The organism is Rathayibacter sp. AY1B7 (assembly GCF_002932735.1).
In the GTDB taxonomy this organism is placed as follows: domain Bacteria; phylum Actinomycetota; class Actinomycetes; order Actinomycetales; family Microbacteriaceae; genus Rathayibacter.
The window spans coordinates 128,025-150,130 of the sequence record NZ_PSWK01000004.1 but is presented as its reverse complement, the minus strand read 5'-3'; the positions used below and the strand labels follow the sequence as shown (position 1 = coordinate 150,130).

Here is a 22,106-nt window from a genome sequence, read left to right as displayed (position 1 = left end):
CGCGGTGCCTTCCGGCACCGTCGGCAACCGATTGCCACCCTCGCACCGTCTCGATGCGGCGCGGATCCCCGACGGGTCCGCGCCCGGGTAAAGGAGCCCGCATGACCCCCCGCACCACCGCGCCCGGAGCGCCCGCCGCTGAGAAGCTCTCCAAGCTGAGCATCGTGGGCTACGGCGCCGGCGACACGGCGAACAACCTCGCCTTCACCACCGCCACGATGTTCCTGCTCGTCTACTACACCGACGTCGCCGGGATCTCCGCGGCCGCGGCGGGCACGCTGCTGCTCGTCGTGCGGATCTTCGACGCGTTCGCCGACGTCTTCGCCGGCCGGGTCGTGGACCGCACCTACAGCAGGCGCTTCGGCAAGTTCCGGCCCTTCCTGATGTTCGGGTCGGTCCCGCTCCTGCTGCTCTCGGCCGCGACCTTCTCCGTCCCGCAGATCGGCGAGAGCGGAACCCTGCTCTACGCCTACCTGAGCTATGCCGCGCTCGGCCTCGCCTACAGCCTCGTCAACATCCCCTACGGCTCGCTCGCCGGAGCGATGACGCAGGTCGGCACCGAGCGCGCGAAGCTCGCCAGCGCCCGCGCCATCGGCGGCGCGATCGTGGGGGCCGGGCTCGGCACCTTCATGGCCCCGCTGGTCGTCCCCGGCGCCGATCTGCAGTCGCTCTTCTCGATCGTCACGCTGAGCTTCGTCGTCGTCGGCTCCGCGCTCTACCTCTTCACGATCCTGACCGCGAAGGAGCGGGTCCAGCGCGACGTCGCGCACGTCACGTTCCGTCAGAGCATGACGACCCTCCGCTCCAACCGGCCGCTGCTCTTCCTCTGCCTCAGCTCGTTCCTGTTCCTCACCGGGACGCTCGCGCTCCAGACCGTGCAGCTCTACTACCTGCGCGACGTGCTCGGATCGGTCCAGCTCTACGCCGCGATGTCGCTGATCCAGCTCGCCCTGACCTTCGGCCTGGCCGCCCTCGTCCCGACGATCGTGCGGCGGTTCGGCAAGCGCAACGCCTACATGGCCGGAGTCGGGGTCCTGATCAGCGGCGGAACGGTCGTCTTCCTCGCCCCGGGCGACGCGGTGGCGGTCGGCTTCGGCGGACTGGTCCTCGCCTACGTCGGCATCCAGCTCGTCAACATGCTCGTCTGGGCGATCGAGGCCGACACCGTCGAGTACGGGGAGTGGAAGACCGGCATCCGCTCCGAGGGCACGATCTACGCCCTGTTCTCCTTCACCCGCAAGACCGGCCAGGCGGTCGGAGGCGCCCTCGCCGCGTACGCGCTGGCCTGGGGCGGCTACGTGGCCGGGGCCGCGGAGCAGAGCGAGCACGCCGAGTGGGGCATCCGCGCCGCCGCCGGCCTCATCCCGGCCGTCGCGGCCCTGCTCGCGGTGCTGATCATGGCGTTCTACCCGCTGACCGACCGCCGGCACGCGCAGATCGTCGCCGAGATCGCCGAGCGCCGCGAGAGCACGGGGCAGGCCGCGCCCGTGGCGCCCGGCCTCTCGACCGCCGCGTTCTCGATGGACCGCGCTCCCGGCCGGAACCCCTGACCCGATCCCCCACCACGAAAGGCATCCCATGAAGATCGACAAGGCCGAGGTCGTCGTCACCAGTCCCGACCGCAACTTCGTCACCCTCAAGCTCACGACCGACGACGGGCTGACCGGCCTCGGCGACGCGACCCTCAACGGCCGCGAGCTCGCCGTGGTCTCCTATCTCGCCGACCACGTCGTGCCGCTGCTCCTCGGCCGCGACGCCTCGCGCATCGAGGACACCTGGCAGTTCCTCTACCGGTCGTCCTACTGGCGCCGCGGGCCGGTCACGATGGCGGCGATCGCGGCGGTCGACACCGCCCTCTGGGACATCAAGGGCAAGGCCGCGGGCATGCCGCTCTACCAGCTGCTCGGAGGCGCGTCCCGCACCGGCCTGCTCGCCTACGGCCACGCGTCCGGGCGGACGGACGCGGAGCTGTTCGACAGCATCCGCGAGCACCAGGAGCAGGGGTACCGCGCGATCCGCGTGCAGACCGCGGTGCCGGGGCTGACCTCGATCTACGGCATCGCCTCCAACGCCGTCCTCGAGGGCAACACAGGCGTGCGCTACGACCACGAGCCGGCGCAGCGCGGCGGCCTGCCGACCGAGGAGGACTGGGACACCCGCGCCTACCTGCGCCACGTCCCCCGGGTCTTCGAGGCCGTCCGCAACGAGTTCGGGCCGGGGCTCCCCCTCCTCCACGACGGCCACCACCGGATGACACCGATCCAGGCCGCGGCCCTCGGCAAGTCCCTCGAGCCGTACGACCTCTTCTGGCTCGAGGACTGCACGCCCGCCGAGAACCAGGAGGCCCTCCGCCTCGTCCGGCAGCACACCACCACGCCCCTGGCGATCGGCGAGGTCTTCAACACCGTCTGGGACTACCAGCTCCTGATCCGCGAGCAGCTGATCGACTACATCCGCAGCGCGGTCACGCACACCGGAGGCGTCTCCCACCTCCGGAGGATCCTCGACCACGCCGCGCAGTACCAGATCAAGTCCGGGATGCACGGACCCACCGACGTCTCCCCGGTGGGCATGGCGGCCGCGATGCACCTGGGCCTGGCGATCCACAACTTCGGGATCCAGGAGTACATGAAGCACGGCGAGCGGACCGACAGCGTCTTCCAGCAGTCGTTCACCTGGAGCGAGGGACGGCTGCACCCGGGCGACGCCCCCGGGCTGGGCGTCGAGCTCGACGTCGACGCCGCCGGGAAGTACCCCTACGTGCGCGCGTACCTGCCCTTCAACCGCCTCGCCGACGGCACCGTCCACGACTGGTGACCTGCCCGGCGATCCCGGACCGTCGCGGGAGCCACGACCAGCGGGCCCCCTCGACGGTCCGGGGTTCCCCCGCTGAGTAGAGGCCGGTCAGGGCACGAAGCGGTAGCCCATGCCCGCCTCGGTCAGCAGGTGCCGCGGATGCGCGGGGTCGGGCTCGAGCTTCTTGCGCAGCTGCGCGAGGTAGAGGCGCAGGTAGCCGGTGTCGGTGACGTGCGCGGGGCCCCAGATCTCGGCCAGCAGCGATCGGCGGGTGACCAGCTTGCCCGCGTTGCGGATGAGGATCTCGAGCACCTGCCACTCCGTCGGAGTCAGCCGCACGGAGACGCCGTCCCGCGTCGCGCTCTTGGCCACCAGGTCCACGGTCACCTCGCCGATCACGACCAGCGGCTCGCCGTCGGCCGGCTGCACCCGCCGCGAGAGGGCTCGGATGCGCGCGAGTACCTCGTCCATCGAGAACGGCTTGGTGACGTAGTCGTCCGCGCCGGCGTCGAGCGCGCCCACCTTGTCGGCCGCGCCCGTCCGCCCCGACACCACCAGGATCGGCGCGCTCGTCCAGCCGCGCAGTCCGTGGATGACCTCGACCCCGTCGAGCCGAGGCATGCCGAGGTCGATCATGTAGAGGTCCGGATGCTCGTCCACCGCGCGGTTGATCGCCTCGGTGCCGTCGCCGGCCGTCACCACGTCGTATCCGCGGGCGGTGAGGGTGATGCGCAGGGCGCGCAGGATCTGCGGGTCGTCGTCGGCGATCAGGATCTTCATGCGGCTCCTCCGGAGTCCTCGTGCGGGGCGGCGCCCGACCCGCCGTCGTGCGGGGCGGCGGGAGCGACGTGAGCCGCAGGAGCAGCGACAGCAGTCTCCTTCGCCAGCGGCAGCGTCACCACCATCGTCAGCCCGCCCCCCGGAGTGTCCTCCGTCTCGAGCGTGCCGCCCATCCCCTCCGTGAACCCCTTCGAGAGCGCGAGGCCGAGGCCCAGGCCCGTGAGGTTGTCGTCGTCGCCGAGTCGCTGGAACGGCACGAAGATCTCGGCGCGGCGCTCCTCGGGCACCCCGGGGCCGTGGTCGACGATCCGCAGCTGCGCGCTCCCGCCGAAGGCGCTGGCGGCCACGCGCACCCGGGTCCCGGGCGGCGCGTAGCGGACGGCGTTCGCGAGCAGGTTGACCACGACGCGCTGCAGCAGAACCGCGTCGGCGAGCAGCGCCGGGCCCTCCGGATCGAGGTCGAGGTCGACCTCGCCGGGACCGAGCCCGAGCTCGTCGAGCGCGGGGAGCACCACGTCGGCGGCGTCGAGCGGGGCGAGCGCCACGGCGAGCGCCCCCGCCTCCAGCCGCGTCACGTCGAGCAGGTCGGTGACCAGCGCGGCGAGCACGGTGAGGCTCTCGTCGGCGGTGGCGAGCAGCTCCTCCCGGTCGCGCTCGCTCCAGACCACCTCGGGCGAGCGCAGTCCGCTGACGGCCGCGGTGGCCGCGGCGAGGGGCCGGCGCAGGTCGTGGCTGACGGCCGACAGCAGGGCGCTGCGCACCCGGTCGGTCTCGGCCAGCGGAGCGAGGGAGCTGGCCGTCTCGCTGAGGGCCGCGTTCTCGAGCACCGAGTCCAGCTGGGCGGCGACGACCTGGAGCAGTCGCCGCTCGCTCCCCTCCAGCTCGCGGCCGTGCAGCTCGAGCACCGCGCCCTCGCCCACCGCGATGCGCGCGGGATCGCCCTCCGGCTGCGGCTCGCCGTCGGCCGCGACGAGCTCGCCGCCGCGCAGCAGCCGCACGCCGGTCAGCCCGAACGCCTCGCGCGAGCGCTCGAGGATCGCCTGCAGCGCCCCCTGCCCGCGGATCACGCCACCGGCGATCGTCGCCAGCAGCTCCGACTCCGCCCCCGAGCGCTTGGCGGCCCGCGCCCGCCGGGCCGCGCGGTCGACCACGGCGCTGACGAGCGCCGCGTTGAGCACGTAGAGCACCAGGGCCAGCGCGTGCAGAGGCTCGTCGACGGTGATCGTGTAGAGCGGATCGACGAAGAAGAAGTCGAGGGTCAGCCCCGAGAGCACGGCCGCGAAGAGGGCCGGCCAGAGCCCGCCGACCAGCGCGACCACCACCACCAGCAGCTGGTACGAGAGCACGTCGCTCGTGATCGACTCGTCGCTGCGGAGGCTCGAGAGCAGCCAGGTCACCAGCGGGCCGCCCACGAGGGCGAGGGCCAGTCCCAGGAGGCGGCGCCGCAGCGTCAGGGCCCCGTCGAGCCTCGGCAGCACCGCGGTGCGCCCGGCGGCGGAGTGGCTGACGATGTGCACGTCGATGTTGCCGGACTCGCAGATCACCGTCGACGCCGTGCCGGGCGTCAGCGCCGAGGCGAGACGGCCCCGCCTGCTCACGCCGATCACCAGCTGCGTCGCGTTCACCGAGCGGGCGAACTCGACCAGCGTGCGCGGCACGTCCTCGCCGACCACCTGGTGGTAGCTGCCGCCGAGCTTCTCGACCAGCACCCGCTGCGCCTCGAGCACGTGCGGCCGGGGAGTGCGGAGGCCGTCGGGGGTCACCACGTGCACGGCGAGCAGGTCGCCCCCGGAGGCGCGGGCCGCGATCCGCGCGCCGCGCCGCAGCAGTGTCTCCCCCTCCGGCCCGCCGGTGAGGGTCACGACCACGCGCTCGCGCGCCTCCCAGGTGCTGTCGATGCCGTGCTCGACGCGGTAGTCGCGGAGCGCGCTGTCGACCTCGTCGGCGAGCCAGAGCAGCGCGAGCTCGCGCAGGGCGGTCAGGTTGCCGAGCCGGAAGTAGTTGGACAGCGCCGCGTCGATGCGCTCGGGCGGGTAGACGCGGCCGTCGGCGAGGCGGTCGCGCAGCGCCTGGGGCGCCAGGTCGACGACCTCGATCTGGTCGGCGGCGCGGAGGACCGCGTCCGGGATCGTCTCGCGCTGCGGCGCTCCGGTGATCGCGTGCACCACGTCGTTGAGCGAGTCGATGTGCTGGATGTTCACGGTCGAGAAGACGGTGATGCCGGCGTCGAGGAGCGTCCGCACGTCCTCCCAGCGCTTCTCGTGCCGGGAGCCGGGGGCGTTGGTGTGCGCGAGCTCGTCGACCAGCGCGACGTCGGGCCGGCGGGCGAGCACCGCGTCGAGGTCCATCTCGTCGAGCAGCACGCCGCGGTGCTCGACGGCCCTCCTCGGCACGACCTCCAGCCCCTCGACCATCGCGGCGGTGGCGGAGCGGCCGTGCGTCTCGACCACGGCCACCACGACGTCGCGGCCCTCGGCAGCGAGCCGGCGGCCCTCCTCGAGCATCGTGTAGGTCTTGCCCACTCCGGGCGCGGCTCCGAGGAGCACGCGCAGGCGGCCCTTCGTCATGCTCCCGGCCTCCCCTCGTGCTCGCGGCTCCGGGGCGTCCCGGGCTCGCGGGACCGGCGTCGATCCGCTCGATCGGACGGTCCCGACGAGCCGATCGCGATTCTACGAGCCGGAGGCGCCACCGGAGCGGTCACAGCCGCGCGAGAGCGGCGTTGAGCTCGAGCACGTCCACCGACGGCTCGCCGAGGTACCCGAGCTCGCGGCCCGCGGTGTGCTCCTCGACCAGCGCGCGCACGGCGCTCACGTCGAGCCCGCGGGCGGCGGCGACGCGGGGCGCCTGCAGCTGCGCGTAGGCGGGGCTGATCGCGGGGTCGAGCCCCGAGGCGGAGGCGGTCAGCGCATCGGCCGGCACCGCGGCCGGGTCGACGCCCTCGAAGGCGGCGATCGCGGCCCGGCGCTCCTCGACGGACGCGACCAGGTCGGCGTTCTCGGGGCCGAGGTTGCTGCCGGTCGAGGCCGCGGCGTCGTAGCCCGCGGCGGAGGGACGCGACTGGAACCACTCCGGCAGGGGCGCTCCGTCGGCGTCCGTGAACGACTGGCCGATCAGCGACGAGCCGATCACCGCGCCGTCCTGGCGCAGCAGCGAGCCGTTCGCCTGGGCGGGCAGGGCGAGCTGCCCGATCCCGAGCACCGCGAGCGGGTACGCCGCTCCCAGCAGCACGGTGAGCACGATCATCGCGCGCAGCGCGACACCGTAGGGACGGAACATGGTCTCTTCTCTCTGTCTTCGGTGGTCGGGACGGGCGGGTCAGAAGCCGGGGATCGCGGCGACGATCAGGTCGACGAGCTTGATCCCGAGGAACGGAGCGATCACTCCGCCCAACCCGTAGACCAGGAGGTTGCGGCTGAGGATGCGCGAGGCGGCGACCGGGCGGTACGCCACTCCGCGCAGCGCGAGCGGGATCAGCACGACGATCACCAGCGCGTTGAACACGATCGCCGAGAGGATCGCCGAGGCCGGCGAGTGCAGCTGCATCACGTTCAGCACCGCGAGCCCGGGGAAGACCCCCGCGAACATCGCCGGGATGATCGCGAAGTACTTCGCCACGTCGTTCGCGATCGAGAACGTGGTGAGCGCGCCGCGGGTGATCAGCAGCTGCTTGCCGATCCGCACGATGTCGATGAGCTTGGTGGGGTCGGAGTCGAGGTCGACCATGTTGCCCGCCTCCTTCGCCGCCGAGGTGCCGGTGTTCATCGCCACGCCCACGTCGGCCTGCGCGAGGGCCGGAGCGTCGTTGGTGCCGTCGCCGGTCATCGCGACCAGCGCGCCCCCCTCCTGCTCGCGCCGGATCAGGGCGAGCTTGTCCTCGGGGGTCGCCTCGGCGAGGTAGTCGTCGACTCCCGCCTCCGCCGCGATCGCCTTCGCGGTCAGCGGGTTGTCGCCCGTGATCATCACGGTGCGGATGCCCATCGCGCGCAGCTCCGAGAAGCGCTCGGCGAGCCCGTCCTTCACCACGTCCTTCAGGTGCACGACGCCGAGCAGGCGGGCGCCGTGGCCGTCCTTCACCGCGACGACCAGGGGCGTGCCGCCGCTCTCCGAGACGCCGTCGACGAGCACCGTGAGGCGCGCCGCGACCGCGGACGGCAGCGGCCCCTCCTCCTCCACCCAGGCGCGCACGGCCGAGCCGGCGCCCTTGCGGATGGAGGAGCCGTCGGGGAGGTCGAGCCCGCTCATCCGGGTCTGCGCGGTGAACGGCACCACGGCGGCCTGAGCGGGCTCGACGGCGGGACGGCCCGAGTCGCCCGCGAGGTCGACGATCGACTTCCCCTCGGGTGTCGGGTCGCTGAGCGAGGAGGAGGCGGCCGCGTCGACGAGGGCGGCCTGCGCCACTCCGTCGAGCGGGAGGAACGCCACCGCGCGGCGGTTGCCGTAGGTGATGGTCCCCGTCTTGTCGAGCAGGAGCGTCGTGACGTCGCCCGCCGCCTCCACCGCCCGGCCGGACATCGCGAGCACGTTGCGCTGCACGAGCCGGTCCATGCCGGCGATGCCGATGGCCGAGAGGAGGGCGCCGATGGTGGTCGGGATGAGGCAGACGAGCAGGGCGACCAGCACCGGGACGCTCACGGAGGCTCCCGCGAACGAGGCGATCGGGTTCAGGGTCAGCACGACCACGACGAACACGATCGAGAGGCTCGCCAGGAGGATGTCGAGCGCTATCTCGTTCGGCGTCTTCTGCCGCGACGCGCCCTCGACCAGGCCGATCATCCGGTCGACGAAGGTCTCGCCCGGCCGCGAGGTGATGCGCACCACGATCCGGTCCGAGAGCACTCGCGTGCCGCCCGTCACCGCGCTGCGGTCGCCCCCGCTCTCGCGGACGACCGGCGCCGACTCGCCCGTGATCGCCGACTCGTCGATGGAGGCGATGCCCCAGACGATGTCGCCGTCGCCGGGGACGAGGTCGCCCGCCTCCGCCACGACCACGTCGCCCAGCTGCAGCTCGGCCGAGGAGACCTCGACCAGGCGGGCCGACAGGGCGGAGGGGTCCGCGGGGTCGTAGTCGGCCACGCGCCGGGCCGGAGTGCTGGTGCGGGTGGCGCGCAGGCTCTCGGCCTGGGCCTTGCCGCGGCCCTCGGCCACCGACTCCGCGAGGTTCGCGAACACCACGGTGAGCCAGAGCCAGATCGCGATGCCGGCCGTGAAGGTGACGGGCACCGTGGATCCGCCCGACTCCTCCGGCCCCCCGAGGAACGGCTCGGCGATCGCCAGCACCGTGGTCAGCACGGCGCCGACCTCGACGATGAACATCACGGGGTTGCGCCACATCAGGCGCGGATCGAGCTTGCGCAGCGCTCCGGGGAGGGCAGCGGCGAGCTGGCGCGGCCCGAGGGCGGCGCGGGTGGGGCGCGCGGGTTCCGCGGGGGCCTCGGTCAGTGCAGTGGTCATCGGAGTCGCAGTCCTTCCGCCAGGGGGCCCAGCGCGAGTACGGGGAAGTAGGTGAGCGCGGTCACGACGACCGTGACGCCCACGAGGAGGCCGACGAACTGCGGCCGGTGGGTGGGCAGCGTGCCGGCGCTGGAGGGCACCGGCGACTGCGCCGCGAGCGAGCCGGCCAGGGCGAGCACCAGCAGGATCGGGAGGAAGCGGCCGAGGAGCATCGCGACGCCGAGCGCCGTGTTGAGCCAGGGCGTGTTCGCCGTCAGCCCCGCGAACGCCGAGCCGTTGTTGTTGGACGCGGAGGTGAAGGCGTAGAGCACCTCCGAGAGCCCGTGCAGCCCGGGGTTCAGGATCGACGTGCTCTCCACGTCCTCCCGCACCGCCGGGATCGCGAAGCTCAGGGCCGTGCCGGCCAGCACGAGCGTCGGCGTCACGAGGATGTAGAGGCTCGCGAGCTTGATCTCGCGCGGGCCGAGCTTCTTGCCCAGGTACTCGGGCGTCCGGCCGACCAGCAGCCCGCCGACGAACACGGCCAGCACCGCGAGCACGAGCATCCCGTAGAGGCCCGAGCCGACGCCGCCGGGGGCGACCTCGCCGAGCATCATGTTGAGCATCGGCAGCATGCCGCCGAGCGCGGTGAAGGAGTCGTGCATCGCGTTGACGGCGCCGGTCGAGGTGAGCGTCGAGGCGGTCGCGTAGAGGGCGGAGCCGGCGATGCCGAAGCGCGTCTCCTTGCCCTCCATCGCGGCTCCGGCGGCCTGCGCCGCGGATCCGCCGCCCGCCGCCTCCAGCGCGGTGAGGGCCGCGAGCGACACGACGAAGATCGTCGCCATCGCCGCGAGGATCGCGCGCCCCTGCCGCACGTCGCCGACCATCCGGCCGAAGGTGCGCGGCAGCGAGAACGGGATCGCGAGGATCAGCACGATCTGCAGCAGCGACACCCACGCCGAGGGGTTCTCGAACGGATGCGCGGAGTTGGCGTTGAAGTAGCCGCCGCCGTTGGTGCCGAGCAGCTTGATCGCCTCCTGCGAGGCCACCGCGCCGCCCGGGATGCTCTGCTCGCCGCCGGTGAGTGTGGTCACCGTCAGCGGGCCGTTCAGGTTTTGGATCACGCCGCCCGCGATCATCACGACCGCTGCCGCCACCGCGAGGGGCAGCAGGAGGCGCAGCGTGCCGCGCACGAGGTCGACCCAGAAGTTGCCGAGCGTTCCGGAGGAGCGGCGCGCGAATCCGCGGATCAGCGCCACCGCCACGGCCAGGCCCACGGCCGCCGAGACGAAGTTCTGCACGGCGAGGCCGCCGAGCTGCACCGCGAAGCCGAGGGTCGCCTCCGGGGAGTAGGACTGCCAGTTGGTGTTGGTGACGAACGAGACGGCGGTGTTGAACGCCAGCCCCTCCGGCACCGCGGGCAGGCCGAGGGAGCCGGGCAGGACCGCCTGGAGGCGCTGCATCCCGTAGAGCAGGAGCACGCCGACGAGCGAGAAGGCCAGCACGGCCCGGAGGTAGGCGCGCCAGCTCTGCTCGCCCGCGGAGTCGACGCCGATGAGGCGGTAGACGCCGCGCTCGAGGGCGAGGTCGCGCGTCGAGGTGTAGACGCGGAACATGTGGTCGCCGAGGGGGCGGTGGAGGAGGGCGACGGCCAGGCCGACGGTCGCGACCTGGAGGACGGCGAGGAGCGGATCCATCAGAAGCGCTCCGGTCGGATCAGGGCCGCGACGAGGTAGACGACGGCGGCGAGCGCCAGCACGGCCGCGAGGGCGTCGAAGACGATCACCGGCCCGCCTCCTTCTCGCGGGTCCCGCGGGTCGCCGAGGGGGGCGGTCCGCCCAGCCGCTCGACCCCCTTCGCAGCGAGAGCGATGAGCGAGAAGAGGGCGAGCACGCCGAGGAGGTAGGCGAGGTCGAGCACGGAGGACTCCATCCGGGGAGCGGACGACGCCCGGGACCGGACGCCTGCCGGGAAGCGGCACAGGAAGCGATGCAACACCTCGCGGGGGCCCCTCGGAGCGGTCCTCACGGTTCCCCTACGGCCCGGCCCGGAGTCCTCGCGTTTCCCTCACGCGGACGGCGGCGGGCGCCCGGCGGAGGGGCGCGAGCCGGGCGGGAGCCGAGCGGTGAGAGCGTTCTCCCCCAGCAACGGCGGGGGTCGACGTCCCGAAGATCACATTTCGGCATCGCCTGGACAAATTCGCCGCCCGCGCTTTACTCCCCCCGATCGAAGGAATATGTTCTCTCCGTGGACAAAGCCCCTCGGGGCTCTCCCGCCCTCCCGGGCGACGACACGACGACGTGCGCCACACGTGCACGCCTCTTGTCGTCCTCTCCCTCGGACACTGCTTTCAGAGAGGAATGCACTCCATGAAGTTCTCCCGCGGCATCACCACGCTGGCCGCCGCCGGCATCATCTCCCTCGGCCTCGCGGCCTGTTCCGCGAGCCCCGCCAACTCCGGAGGCGCCGCTGCCGGCGCCGGCGCGGAAGGCGACTGCACCGTCGGCATCTCGATGCCCACGCGCAGCCTCGAGCGCTGGATCAACGACGGCGAAGGCCTCCAGTCGCAGCTCGAGGGCGACGGCTGCACCGTCGACCTCCAGTACGCCGACAACAAGACCGATCAGCAGATCTCGCAGATCCAGAACCAGATCGCCGGCGGCTCCAAGATCCTGGTCATCGCCGCGATCGACGGCGAGGCGCTCGCGCCCGTCCTCGCCGAGGCGAAGAAGCAGAACGCCACCGTCATCGCCTACGACCGTCTCATCAACGGCACCGCGGACGTCGACTACTACGCGACCTTCGACAACTACAAGGTCGGCCAGCTCCAGGGCCAGTACATCGAGTCGACCCTCGACCTGAAGAACGCCGCGGGTCCCTTCACCCTCGAGCCCTTCGCCGGCAGCCCCGACGACAACAACGCGAAGTTCTTCTTCTCCGGCGCGTGGGACGTCCTGCAGCCCTACATCGAGAGCGGCAAGCTCACCGTCCCCTCGGGCAAGTCGCCCGCGTCGGACGACGACTGGGCCTCGATCGGCATCCAGGGCTGGGCCTCCGACAAGGCGCAGTCCGAGATGGACAACCGCCTCTCGTCCTTCTACACCGGCGGCCAGAAGGTCGACGTCGTGCTCTCCCCCAACGACAGCCTGGCCATCGGCATCGAGGCCTCGCTGAAGTCGGCCGGCTACACCCCCGGCGCCGACTACCCGGTCATCACCGGCCAGGACGCCGACAAGGCCAACGTCAAGGCGATCCTCGCCGACGAGCAGTCCATGACGGTCTGGAAGGACACCCGCACCCTCGGCGACCGCGTCTTCCAGATGGTGCAGTCGATCGTCGCGGGCGAGGAGCCCGAGGTCAACGACACCGAGACCTACGACAACGGCGAGAAGGTCGTCCCGTCCTACCTGCTGGAGCCGCAGGTCGTCACGAAGGACGACGTGCAGTCGGTCCTCGTCGACTCCGGCTTCCTCAAGGCCGGCGACGTCGGACTCTGATCCGTCGGGCGGGGGCGGGGAGGAGCGATCCTCCCCGCCCCCGCCTCCCCGTCCGCACACCACTCCCCCCCAACGAAGTGAGGCCCTGTTGGCCAGTCCCATCCTCATCATGCGCGACATCGTCAAGGAGTTCGGCGGCGGCGTCCGCGCCCTCGACGGCGTCTCGCTCTCGGTCCAGCCCGGCGAGGTCCACGCCATCTGCGGCGAGAACGGCGCCGGCAAGTCGACCCTGATGAAAGTCCTCTCCGGCGTGTACCCGTACGGCAGCTTCGAGGGCACCATCGAGTTCGAGGGCGAGGAGGCGCAGTACCGGTCGATCAACGACAGCGAGGCCGACGGCATCGTGATCATCCACCAGGAGCTCGCCCTCAGCCCCTACCTCTCCATCGCCGAGAACATCTTCCTCGGCAACGAGAAGTCGACCCGCGGCGTCATCAACTGGAACGCGACCAACGCGGAGGCGGCCAAGCTGCTCGCCCGCGTCGGCCTCGCCGAGAGCCCCGCGACCAAGATCCTCGAGCTCGGCGTCGGCAAGCAGCAGCTCGTCGAGATCGCCAAGGCCCTCGCCAAGGAGGTGAAGCTCCTCATCCTCGACGAGCCCACCGCCGCCCTCAACGACGAGGACAGCGACCACCTGCTCGGCCTGATCGACCAGCTCCGCAAGCAGGGCATCACCTGCATCATCATCAGCCACAAGCTGAAGGAGATCCGCGCCATCGCGGACACCGTCACGATCATCCGCGACGGCCGCACCATCGAGAGCTTCCCGATGGCCGGCGAGGAGGCGTCCGAGAGCCGGATCATCCGCGCGATGGTCGGCCGCGACCTCAACAGCATGTTCCCGCCGCGCGACCCGCAGATCGGCGAGGAGAAGCTGCGCGTCGAGAACTGGACGGTCCACCACCCGGTCGACATCAACCGCGTGGTCGTCGACGACGCCTCCTTCACCGTCCGCGCCGGCGAGATCGTCGGCTTCGCGGGCCTGATGGGTGCCGGACGCACCGAGCTCGCGATGAGCATCTTCGGGAGGAGCTACGGCACCGGCATCTCCGGCCGCGTCTACAAGGACGGCGAGGAGATCCAGACCCGCACCGTCGACGAGGCCATCCGCAACGGCCTCGCCTACGCGACCGAGGACCGCAAGCGCTACGGGCTCAACCTCATCGGCGACATCACCGTCAACGTCTCGGCCGCCGCGCTCTCGCGCCTGGCCCGGCTCGGCGTGATCGACAAGCACCGCGAGTACAAGGTCGCCGACTCGTACCGATCGAAGATGAACATCAAGGCGCCGACCGTCTCGGCCGTCACGGGGAAGCTCTCCGGCGGCAACCAGCAGAAGGTCGTCCTCTCGAAGTGGATCTTCTCCGGTCCCGACGTGCTGATCCTCGACGAGCCCACCCGCGGCATCGACGTGGGAGCCAAGTACGAGATCTACGGGATCATCAACGAGCTCGCGGCCCAGGGCAAGGCGGTCGTCGTCATCTCGTCCGAGCTGCCCGAGCTGATCGGCCTCGCCGACCGCATCTACACCATCTCCGAGGGACGGATCACGGGCGAGATCGATCGCGCCGACGCCACCCAGGAGCACCTCATGCACTACATGACCGCCGGAAAGGAACAGGCCCGATGAGCGCCACGACCACCACAGCGCCGGCGGACACGCCCGCCAACACGCCCTCCACCCCGCCCAAGCGCTCGCGCCGGCTGAACATCAACCTCCGGCAGTACGGCATCCTCGCCGCGCTGGCCATCATCGTCCTGCTCTTCCAGGTGCTGACCGGCGGGCGCCTGCTCCTGCCCGGCAACGTCAACAACCTGATCCAGCAGAACGCCTACGTGCTGATCCTCGCGATCGGCATGGTGATGGTCATCATCGCCGGCCACATCGACCTCTCGGTCGGCTCGGTAGTGGCGATGGTCGGCGCCATCTCGGCGATCGCGATGAACAACTGGGGCCTGCCCTGGTGGGCGGCCGTCGTCGTCGCCCTCGTCACCGGCGCCGCTGTCGGAGCATGGCAGGGCTTCTGGGTCGCCTTCGTCGGCATACCGGCGTTCATCGTGACCCTCGCGGGCATGCTGATCTTCCGCGGCTTCACCCTCGTCCTCCTCACCGGCGGAACGATCAACGGCCTCCCCACCGAGTTCACCGCGATCGGCGCCGGCTGGCTGCCGGGCGTCCTCGGCGGCATCGCCGGGCGCGACGCGCTCACCCTGGTCCTCGGCCTGATCGTCTGCGTCGTCCTCGTGGCCCAGCAGCTCCGCAGCCGCGCGACCCTCCGCCGCCTCGAGCTGCCCCGCGAGCCCATCGGCTCGCTGGTCGCGAAGTCGGCCATCGCCGTCATCGCGATCATGGCCCTCTCCTGGCTGCTCGCCGGCTACAGCGGAACCCCGATCATCCTGATCGTGCTCGCCGTGCTGATCCTCGCCTACAGCTTCGTGCTCGGCCGGACGGTCTTCGGCCGCCACATCTACGCGATGGGCGGCAACCTGTTCGCCGCGATGATGTCCGGCGTCAAGACGAAGTGGGTCAACTTCTTCATCTTCGTCAACATGGGCGCACTGGCCGGAGTCGCGGGCATCGTCAGCACCGCCCGCGCCGGCGGTGCGGTCGCCTCGGCCGGACAGAACTACGAGCTGGACGCGATCGCCGCGGTCTTCATCGGCGGCGCCGCCGTCCAGGGAGGCGTGGGCACCGTCGTCGGAGCCGTCATCGGCGGACTCGTGATGGGAGTGCTCAACATGGGCCTGTCCATCCTCTCGGTCGACGCGGCCTGGCAGATGGCGATCAAGGGCTTCGTGCTCCTGCTCGCGGTGGCGTTCGACATCTTCAACAAGCGCCGCGCCGGCGGCCGCTAGGCGAACGCCGGGCGCCGCCCAGCGGCGCTCCTCGTCCTTCTCTTCTACAGTTCTCGGGCGCGGCTTTCCCTCGGGGGAGCCGCGCCCGAGTGCATCCGAGACCCGTCGGGGTCCAGCGACAGGCAGGCGATCATGGCAGGAGCAGTCGGAGCCTCCAGCAACGCGCTGCTGCGCCGCACGAACCTCGCGAGCCTCGCGACCCTGGTGCACCGCTCCGGTCCCACCAGCCGCGCCGAGCTCGGCCGCCTCACCGGGCTGAACCGCTCCGCCGTCGCGAACCTCGTCGGCGAGCTGAGCGAGCTCGGCTGGGTGGCGGAGGAGACCACCGCGCCCGACGGCCGCATCGGCCGCCCCAGCGCCACCGTCGTCCCCGGCGACCGGTTCGCGGCCGTGGGCGTCCACCTCGACACCGACGCGATCATCGTCGGCCTCGTCGGGCTGCACGGCGAGCTGCTGCGCCGCGTCCGCTTCGACACCCCCAAGCCCGCGAGCCCGGCCACGGTGGTCCGCGTCGTCACCGGGATCGTCGAGGGCTTCCGCTCCGAGCGGGAGTCGCTGCGCACGCTGGTCGGCGCGGGCGTCGCCGTCCCCGGCCTCGTCCAGGCCGACTCCGGCTTCGTCCACCGCGCCCCGCACCTGGGCTGGCGCGACGTCGACCTCGCCACCCAGCTCAGCCGCGCCCTCGACCTCCCGGTCGCCGTCGGCAACGACGCGACCCTCGGCGCCATCGGCGAGTCCCTCTTCGGAGCCGCGCACGGCGTGGCCGACGTCGTCTACGTCACCGGCGGCGCGGGCGGCATCGGCGGAGGAGTCATCATCGGCGGCGTCCCGCTCCAGGGCTCCTCGGGATTCGCGGCCGAGCTGGGCCACACCCTCGTCGCCACGAACGGCCGCCTCTGCGGCTGCGGCCGGCGCGGCTGCCTCGAGGCCGAGGTCCGGATGCGCTCCCTCCTCGACGTCCTCGGCGCCCGCGTCCTCGACCAGGACGAGCTCGACATCGCCCTGGGCACCTCCCGCGACCCCGCCGTCCTCAGCGAGGTCGCCCGCCAGGTCGACCTGCTCTCGGAGGGCCTGTCCACCTACATCAACCTCTTCAACCCCACCGCGGTCGTGCTCGGCGGCTTCCTCGGCTCGCTGCTCACCGTCGACCGCGAGCGCCTCGCCGCCCGCGTCTCCGCCCGGGCCCTGAGCGACCTCGCGCGCGGCGTGCGGATCGAGCGGGCCGCCCTGCGCTCGAGGCTGGAACTCGTCGGCGCCGCGGAGCTACCCTGGCGGCGGGCGCTGGCGGATCCTGCCGCCGTCACCGGGGGCGCGCAGCCGCCGGGTGGGAGCAGCAGCCGCGAGGACGCCCTGGGCGCCCGCGCCTGACCCCGGCACTCGAGTGCCGGCACCGCGTCGAGGAGGACGAGCATGGCCGACTGGAACGACACCATCATCGAGGAGTTCCGCGCGAACGGCGGGACCGTGACCACGGGCGGCTTCGGGAGGAGCCTCGTGCTGGTGCACCACCGCGGCGCCCGCTCCGGCGAGGAGCGCGTGACTCCGCTGATGGCGCTGCACCCCTCCGAGGACGTCTGGCTGCTCGCCGCGTCCGCCGCCGGTGCGCCGAAGCACCCCGCCTGGTTCCACAACATGATCGCCCACCCGGACCTGGCGATCGAGACCCCCGACGACGGCACCGTCGACGTCCGGGCGCGCGTCCTCGCCGGGGAGGAGCGCGACGCCGGCTGGGCACGCTTCACCACCGCCTCCGCCGGCTTCCTCGACTACGAGAAGCGCACCACCCGCACCATCCCCGTCGTGGAGCTCACCCGCCGCTGACCGCGGCTCGTCAGCGCAGCGGCACGGGCACCGTGTCCGGCGTGCTCCAGCTCAGCGCGATCCGCTCGCGGAAGCCGCCGCTGCGCAGCTCCGCCTCGAGCGCGTCGATCACCACGGGGAGCAGCGCGCGCCGCTCGATCAGCAGGTCGAGTACGAGCCGGTCGCCGGAGGTCAGCAGCACCGGGCCCGATCCGGGCAGCACCGCGATCCACTGGCACTCCCCCACCTGCACGCTCCGGTGCCGGCCGAGGCGTCGAAGCAGCTCGGGCAGCGCCTGCGTATCGAGGGCGGACACGTCGGCACGGAGGGCGATCACCCCGCGAGCGTGCCCGCGCCGGACGACCTCGCGCCGACCTCCCGGTGAACACCGCCCCTCCGCGGGACGCCGTCCGCGAGAACGACACGACAGGAGCCCGCCCCGGAGCGCACCGCACCCGGGAACGGGAGAAGCCCCCGACCGGACATCCGATCGGGGGCTTCTCCTCTGGTTCTCTCGAACTCCGGTTCTCGTGAACTCTGGTGCGCGAGGGGGGAGTTGAACCCCCACGCCCTTTCGGGCACACGGACCTGAACCGTGCGCGTCTGCCTATTCCGCCACTCGCGCTCACCAGCGGCACCGAAGCGCCGACGAGAAATCGTAGCATCCCCCGGCCCCCGAGCCGAACCGGCGCTCACCGTCCCGGGCCGCCGCTCCCCCGGGAGCCGCCGCCGAGCCGCCCCGGTGAGAGCGCGCACACGGCAGTCCGGCCGCGAAACCACTGCGGAGGATCGCGCATCCAGACCATCCCAGTAACATGCCCGTAGCCGTGCGCGGCGCAGACCAAGAAGAGGAAGCGGCGACGGGCGCGCAGACATCTCGATCCGTGCGCGACCGCCGAGAAGGCGAAGAACCGGAAGATCGGAAGACTGTGGGCATACTGGACAACTTCGAGAAGGGACTCGAGCGCGTCGTCAACGGCGCGTTCGCGCGGACCTTCAAGTCGGGTCTGCAGCCGGTCGAGCTCGCCTCCGCCCTCCGCCGGGAGCTCGACACCTCCGCCGCCGTGGTCAGCCGCGACCGCATCCTCGTCCCCAACAGCCTCGTCCTGCGGATGTCCGCGACCGACCTCGACCGGATGCACCGCCTCGGCGCCACGCTGATCGACGAGCTCACCACGGTCGCCACCGAGCACGCCACCAAGCAGGGCTTCCGCTTCCCCGGCCCGATCGACATCTCCCTCGCCGTCGATCCGGCGCTCAGCGACGGCATGGTCGAGGTCGACTCCCGCAGCGTGAAGGGCACCGTCGCCTACACTCCCGTCCTCGACATCGACGGCCGGCGCCACCCGATCACGAAGGCGCGCACCGTCATCGGCCGCGGCAGCGACGCCGACATCACCGTCGACGACTCGGGCACGTCCCGCAAGCACGTCGAGATCCTCTGGGACGGCTCCCGCGCCCAGGTGCACGACCTCGGGTCCACGAACGGCTCCAAGCTCGACGGCCGGCCCGTCACGCAGGCGCCCCTGGCCCCCGAGCAGACCATCACGATCGGGCGCACCTCGATCGTCTACCGCGTCGTGCAGGGCTCCGCGCCCGCACGCACCGACCGCCCGTCGTCCGGCAGGGCAGCCGGACGCGGTTCCGAGGGATTCTGGGACGACCGGCTATGAGCGAGCTCACTCTCTTCCTCCTGCGCATCGCGTTCCTCGCGCTGCTGTGGTTCTTCGTGTTCGGCATCGTCTACGCGCTGCGCTCCGACCTGTTCGGGCAGCGCGTGCGCAAGCTGCCGCCCGGCGCGCAGGCCGCGTCCCCCGAGGCCCCGTTCGTGACGGCGGCCCAGCCCGTGGTCGCCGCGGCCGCCGCGGCTCCCACGCCCGCGCAGCCCGCCTCTCCGTCGGCCCCCTCGGCCCGGAGGAGCCGAGAGGCCGCCGCCGAGCGCGCCGAGCAGGGAGGCGCCGCCACGGTCCACACGGCGCAGCGCCTCGTGATCACCTCGGGCCCCAAGCGGGGCACCGAGCTCGAGCTGACCGGCGACCCGCTGACGATCGGCCGCTCCGCGGAGTCGACGCTGGTCATCCGCGACGACTACACCTCGACCCACCACGCGCGCCTGCTCCTCTGGAACGACGAGTGGATGATCCAGGACCTCGACTCCACCAACGGCACCTTCCTCGACGGCCGCCGCGTCGGCGCGCCCACCAAGGTGCCGCTGGACACGCCCGTGAAGGTCGGCACCACCACCTTCGAACTGCGGCGGTCGTAGCGCGTGGCCCCCACTCCGGAGAGCGGCTCCGGCCACGGCGCGGTGCGCGAGAGCGCCGCCGTCTCGCACGTCGGCAGGATCCGCTCGAACAACCAGGACTCCGGCTACGCGGGCCGGCAGCTCTTCGTCGTCGCCGACGGCATGGGCGGCCACGCGGGCGGCGACGTCGCCTCCTCCATCGCGATCAAGCGCATCGCGGAGGCGGACCGCGTCTACGCCTCCACCTACGAGGCCGAGGACGAGCTCAAGCGCACCCTGCTGGCGGCCAACACCCTGCTGGCCGACGCCGTGGTCGACCACCCCGAGCTCACCGGCATGGGCACCACCGTCAGCGCGATCGCCCGCGTCGGCGAGTCGGTGGCGATCGCGCACATCGGCGACTCCCGCATCTACGTCCTCCGCGACGGCCGGCTCGAGCAGGTCACGACGGACCACACCTTCGTGCAGCGCCTCGTCGACTCCGGCCGCATCACGGAGGAGGAGGCGATGACGCATCCGCGCCGCTCCGTCCTGATGCGGGTCCTCGGCGACGTGCACACCAACCCCGAGATCGACACGCTCACGCTCGAGACCGAGCCGCACGACCGCTGGCTGATCTGCTCCGACGGCCTCTCCGGCGTCGTCCCGCACGACGAGATCCTCAAGGAGCTCAGCCGCGACGAGACCGCGCAGCAGGTGGCCGACCGCCTGATCCGCGACAGCCTCTCGCACGGCGCCCCGGACAACGTCACCGTCGTCGTCCTCGACATCCCCGGGGCGGGCGACACCGCGCGCATCCTCGCCCCCGTGGAGGAGCCGGTCGTCGTCGGATCCGCCGCCGCGCCCACGCCCTTCAGCACCGACGACTCGCAGAACCGCGTCCGGATCCCCGGCATCCGCCTGCACACCCGCGCTCCCGCCGCGCAGGGCCCCACCCACTTCGAGCCCGCGTCCGAGGACTACCTCGACGAGCTGATCGAGGAGGACCGCCGCCGGCACCTGCGCCGCCGCATCACCTGGCTCGTCGGCCTCTCCCTCGTGCTGATCATCGGATTCCTCGGGATCCTCTTCGCCTACGACTGGACGCAGTCGCGCTTCTACGTCGGCACCGACGGGGACACCGTGATCATCTACCAGGGCATCCAGCAGTCGGTCGGCCCGCTCTCGCTCTCGGAGGTGAAGGAGGACACGGGAATCCCGCTCGACTCCCTCCGCGCCTACGACGTCGAGCAGCTGGAGCAGACGATCAGCGCCGACTCCTACGCCGGCGCGGTCGACATCGTCGAGCGCCTCACGGACGCGAACGGAGCACCATGACGGACGCCGCCACGGCCACCGCCCGCCCCGCCCCCGAGCGGCAGGGCTTCTTCCGCCAGAAGCTGCGCAATCTCGAGCTCCTGCTCCTGATCGGCGCATGCCTCATCGACGCCGGCGCGATCGTGCTCGTGCAGCTCGGCGCCCTCGGCTCGATCGACACCACGCTGGTCTCGCTGGGCGCCGGCCTCTCGGCGCTCGTGCTCGCCGTGCACGTCGTGCTGCGCTTCGCGGCCCCGGCGGCCGACCCCTTCCTCCTCCCGATCGCCACCGTGCTGAACGGACTGGGGGTCGCCGAGATCTACCGGATCGACATCGCCGACGGCGCGACCGGCTGGGAGTCGGTGGCGGTGCGGCAGATCTTCTGGAGCGCCCTGGCCGTCGTGGCGGCGATCGTGGTGCTGCTGGTCATCCGCAACCACCGCGTGCTGTTCCGCTACACCTACGTCGCCGGGTTCGCGGCGATCGTGCTGCTCCTGCTGCCGCTCCTGCCCTTCATCGGCCGCGAGGTCAGCGGCGCGCGTGTGTGGATCGGGATCGGCGACGTGGCGAGCTTCCAGCCCGGCGAGATCGCCAAGATCGCCCTCGCGGTCTTCTTCGCCGGCTACCTCGTGCGCAACCGCGACTCCCTCTCGATGGTGGGCCGCACCGTCCTCGGGATGCGCTTCCCGCGCCTGCGCGACCTCGGCCCGATCCTGGTGGTCTGGGCGGTCACGATGGGCGTCATCGTCTTCCAGCGCGACCTGGGGACGGCGCTGCTCTACTTCGGCCTGTTCCTGGTCATGCTCTACGTCGCGACCGGCCGCACCAGCTGGGTCCTCATCGGCGTCGGCCTGTTCCTCGGCGGCGCGCTGCTGGCGAGCCAGACGCTCGACTACGTGGGCAACCGCTTCGCCAACTGGCTCGAGCCCTTCAGCGCCGAGCGCTACGGGGCGGATCCGGGCGGCAGCTACCAGCTCGTGCAGGGCCTCTTCGGCCTCGCGCACGGCGGGCTGCTCGGCACGGGCCTCGGCCAGGGGATGCCGGATCTCACGCCGGTCCCGCAGTCCGACTACATCATCGCCAGCCTCGGCGAGGAGCTGGGCCTCGCCGGGCTCTTCGCGATCTTCGGCCTCTACCTCCTGCTGGTCTCGCGCGGGTTCCGCATCGGCTTCGCCGGGCAGGACGACTTCGGGCGCCTCCTGGGAGTCGGCCTCTCGTTCGTGATCGCCCTGCAGTGCTTCATCGTCATCGGAGGCGTCACCCGCGTCATCCCGCTGACCGGCCTGACCACGCCGTTCCTCGCCGCCGGCGGCTCCTCCCTCGTGGCGAACTGGATGATCGTGGCGGTGCTGCTGCGCCTGTCCGACACAGTCCGCAGTCAGCCTCGTCTGGTGGTGTGATCCGTC

19 protein-coding genes and 1 tRNA gene are annotated in these 22,106 nt (G+C 71.9%); 11 read left to right on the top strand and 9 right to left on the bottom strand.

Features of this window, described 5'->3' with window-relative positions:
• The first annotated feature begins 101 nt into the window (after positions 1-101).
• Together uidB and manD are read left to right on the top strand one after the other, a co-directional pair.
• On the top strand, positions 102-1,550 hold the full coding sequence (gene uidB / locus C5C95_RS03980) for a glucuronide transporter (RefSeq protein WP_104257955.1): 1,449 nt from the start codon (positions 102-104) through the stop codon (positions 1,548-1,550).
• Between the two features lie 28 nt (positions 1,551-1,578).
• Positions 1,579-2,817, top strand: a complete 1,239-nt coding sequence (gene manD / locus C5C95_RS03975) for a D-mannonate dehydratase ManD (protein ID WP_104323855.1) — start codon at positions 1,579-1,581, stop codon at positions 2,815-2,817.
• Positions 2,818-2,904: 87 nt separating this feature from the next.
• Here the strand turns inward: manD and C5C95_RS03970 are convergent, their stop codons facing one another.
• The 7 genes from C5C95_RS03970 to C5C95_RS17325 all read right to left on the bottom strand — a co-directional run bounded on the left by C5C95_RS03970 (position 2,905) and on the right by C5C95_RS17325 (position 10,938).
• The gene (locus tag C5C95_RS03970; RefSeq protein ID WP_104222647.1) at positions 2,905-3,576 is read right to left on the bottom strand and encodes a response regulator; all 672 of its coding nucleotides are present in this window, start codon (positions 3,574-3,576) and stop codon (positions 2,905-2,907) included.
• On the bottom strand, positions 3,573-6,143 hold the full coding sequence (locus C5C95_RS03965; protein WP_104323854.1) for an ATP-binding protein: 2,571 nt from the start codon (positions 6,141-6,143) through the stop codon (positions 3,573-3,575). Before C5C95_RS03965 ends, C5C95_RS03970 begins: the two co-directional genes overlap by 4 nt.
• Before the next feature lie 130 nt (positions 6,144-6,273).
• On the bottom strand, positions 6,274-6,852 hold the full coding sequence (gene kdpC / locus C5C95_RS03960; protein ID WP_104323853.1) for a K(+)-transporting ATPase subunit C: 579 nt from the start codon (positions 6,850-6,852) through the stop codon (positions 6,274-6,276).
• A gap of 39 nt (positions 6,853-6,891) precedes the next feature.
• Entirely contained in the window at positions 6,892-9,027 is a 2,136-nt protein-coding gene (gene kdpB, locus C5C95_RS03955; protein ID WP_104323852.1) for a potassium-transporting ATPase subunit KdpB, read from the bottom strand.
• The gene (kdpA, locus tag C5C95_RS03950) at positions 9,024-10,703 is read right to left on the bottom strand and encodes a potassium-transporting ATPase subunit KdpA (protein WP_104268826.1); all 1,680 of its coding nucleotides are present in this window, start codon (positions 10,701-10,703) and stop codon (positions 9,024-9,026) included. The genes kdpB and kdpA overlap by 4 nt, the downstream gene beginning before the upstream one ends.
• Complete coding sequence (gene kdpF / locus C5C95_RS03945; RefSeq protein ID WP_068209492.1) at positions 10,703-10,792, bottom strand: K(+)-transporting ATPase subunit F; 90 nt, start codon at positions 10,790-10,792, stop codon at positions 10,703-10,705. Before kdpF ends, kdpA begins: the two co-directional genes overlap by 1 nt.
• Positions 10,789-10,938 carry a hypothetical protein gene (locus C5C95_RS17325; protein WP_167299012.1) on the bottom strand — a complete coding sequence of 50 codons (150 nt, stop codon included), beginning with the start codon at positions 10,936-10,938 and terminating at the stop codon, positions 10,789-10,791. Before C5C95_RS17325 ends, kdpF begins: the two co-directional genes overlap by 4 nt.
• A gap of 437 nt (positions 10,939-11,375) precedes the next feature.
• Between C5C95_RS17325 and chvE the strand changes: the two genes are divergently transcribed.
• The 5 genes from chvE to C5C95_RS03920 all read left to right on the top strand — a co-directional run bounded on the left by chvE (position 11,376) and on the right by C5C95_RS03920 (position 17,180).
• Entirely contained in the window at positions 11,376-12,503 is a 1,128-nt protein-coding gene (gene chvE, locus C5C95_RS03940) for a multiple monosaccharide ABC transporter substrate-binding protein (protein ID WP_374952918.1), read from the top strand.
• Positions 12,504-12,612: 109 nt separating this feature from the next.
• Positions 12,613-14,133 carry a multiple monosaccharide ABC transporter ATP-binding protein gene (mmsA, locus tag C5C95_RS03935; RefSeq protein ID WP_104222653.1) on the top strand — a complete coding sequence of 507 codons (1,521 nt, stop codon included), beginning with the start codon at positions 12,613-12,615 and terminating at the stop codon, positions 14,131-14,133.
• Entirely contained in the window at positions 14,130-15,359 is a 1,230-nt protein-coding gene (gene mmsB / locus C5C95_RS03930; RefSeq protein ID WP_104291955.1) for a multiple monosaccharide ABC transporter permease, read from the top strand. The genes mmsA and mmsB overlap by 4 nt, the downstream gene beginning before the upstream one ends.
• A 132-nt stretch (positions 15,360-15,491) precedes the next feature.
• Entirely contained in the window at positions 15,492-16,727 is a 1,236-nt protein-coding gene (locus tag C5C95_RS03925; protein WP_104323851.1) for an ROK family transcriptional regulator, read from the top strand.
• 42 nt (positions 16,728-16,769) lie between these two features.
• A complete protein-coding gene (locus C5C95_RS03920) occupies positions 16,770-17,180 on the top strand; it encodes a nitroreductase/quinone reductase family protein (protein WP_104238014.1) in 411 nt (136 codons plus the stop codon).
• Positions 17,181-17,190: 10 nt separating this feature from the next.
• Here C5C95_RS03920 and C5C95_RS03915 read toward each other — a convergent pair whose 3' ends face one another.
• Both C5C95_RS03915 and C5C95_RS03910 read right to left on the bottom strand, forming a co-directional pair.
• Positions 17,191-17,496: a hypothetical protein gene (locus C5C95_RS03915; RefSeq protein ID WP_104323850.1), complete on the bottom strand. Its 306-nt coding sequence runs from the start codon at positions 17,494-17,496 to the stop codon at positions 17,191-17,193.
• Between the two features lie 201 nt (positions 17,497-17,697).
• A tRNA-Leu gene (locus C5C95_RS03910) sits at positions 17,698-17,784 on the bottom strand.
• Between the two features lie 304 nt (positions 17,785-18,088).
• On the opposite strand from C5C95_RS03910, the gene C5C95_RS03905 reads away from it, so the two are divergent.
• The 4 genes from C5C95_RS03905 to C5C95_RS03890 are packed head-to-tail and all read left to right on the top strand — an operon-like array spanning position 18,089 to position 22,100.
• Positions 18,089-18,832: a DUF3662 and FHA domain-containing protein gene (locus C5C95_RS03905; RefSeq protein ID WP_104323849.1), complete on the top strand. Its 744-nt coding sequence runs from the start codon at positions 18,089-18,091 to the stop codon at positions 18,830-18,832.
• Positions 18,829-19,425, top strand: coding sequence for an FHA domain-containing protein (locus tag C5C95_RS03900; protein ID WP_104222659.1), 597 nt, complete (start codon positions 18,829-18,831; stop codon positions 19,423-19,425). The genes C5C95_RS03905 and C5C95_RS03900 overlap by 4 nt, the downstream gene beginning before the upstream one ends.
• A 3-nt stretch (positions 19,426-19,428) precedes the next feature.
• On the top strand, positions 19,429-20,721 hold the full coding sequence (locus C5C95_RS03895) for a Stp1/IreP family PP2C-type Ser/Thr phosphatase (protein ID WP_258072615.1): 1,293 nt from the start codon (positions 19,429-19,431) through the stop codon (positions 20,719-20,721).
• Entirely contained in the window at positions 20,718-22,100 is a 1,383-nt protein-coding gene (locus tag C5C95_RS03890; protein ID WP_104225777.1) for an FtsW/RodA/SpoVE family cell cycle protein, read from the top strand. The genes C5C95_RS03895 and C5C95_RS03890 overlap by 4 nt, the downstream gene beginning before the upstream one ends.
• Positions 22,101-22,106 lie beyond the last annotated feature (6 nt).

Excerpts from the sequence above, each read along its gene's own strand:
- uidB (WP_104257955.1), top strand. The coding sequence starts at position 102 with ATGACCCCCCGCACCACCGCGCCCGGAGCGCCCGCCGCTGAGAAGCTC.
- manD (WP_104323855.1), top strand. The coding sequence starts at position 1,579 with ATGAAGATCGACAAGGCCGAGGTCGTCGTCACCAGTCCCGACCGCAAC.
- C5C95_RS03970 (WP_104222647.1), bottom strand. The coding sequence starts at position 3,576 with ATGAAGATCCTGATCGCCGACGACGACCCGCAGATCCTGCGCGCCCTG.
- C5C95_RS03965 (WP_104323854.1), bottom strand. The coding sequence starts at position 6,143 with ATGACGAAGGGCCGCCTGCGCGTGCTCCTCGGAGCCGCGCCCGGAGTG.
- kdpC (WP_104323853.1), bottom strand. The coding sequence starts at position 6,852 with ATGTTCCGTCCCTACGGTGTCGCGCTGCGCGCGATGATCGTGCTCACC.
- kdpB (WP_104323852.1), bottom strand. The coding sequence starts at position 9,027 with ATGACCACTGCACTGACCGAGGCCCCCGCGGAACCCGCGCGCCCCACC.
- kdpA (WP_104268826.1), bottom strand. The coding sequence starts at position 10,703 with ATGGATCCGCTCCTCGCCGTCCTCCAGGTCGCGACCGTCGGCCTGGCC.
- C5C95_RS17325 (WP_167299012.1), bottom strand. The coding sequence starts at position 10,938 with ATGGAGTCCTCCGTGCTCGACCTCGCCTACCTCCTCGGCGTGCTCGCC.
- chvE (WP_374952918.1), top strand. The coding sequence starts at position 11,376 with ATGAAGTTCTCCCGCGGCATCACCACGCTGGCCGCCGCCGGCATCATC.
- mmsA (WP_104222653.1), top strand. The coding sequence starts at position 12,613 with ATGCGCGACATCGTCAAGGAGTTCGGCGGCGGCGTCCGCGCCCTCGAC.
- mmsB (WP_104291955.1), top strand. The coding sequence starts at position 14,130 with ATGAGCGCCACGACCACCACAGCGCCGGCGGACACGCCCGCCAACACG.
- C5C95_RS03925 (WP_104323851.1), top strand. The coding sequence starts at position 15,492 with ATGGCAGGAGCAGTCGGAGCCTCCAGCAACGCGCTGCTGCGCCGCACG.
- C5C95_RS03920 (WP_104238014.1), top strand. The coding sequence starts at position 16,770 with ATGGCCGACTGGAACGACACCATCATCGAGGAGTTCCGCGCGAACGGC.
- C5C95_RS03900 (WP_104222659.1), top strand. The coding sequence starts at position 18,829 with ATGAGCGAGCTCACTCTCTTCCTCCTGCGCATCGCGTTCCTCGCGCTG.
- C5C95_RS03890 (WP_104225777.1), top strand. The coding sequence starts at position 20,718 with ATGACGGACGCCGCCACGGCCACCGCCCGCCCCGCCCCCGAGCGGCAG.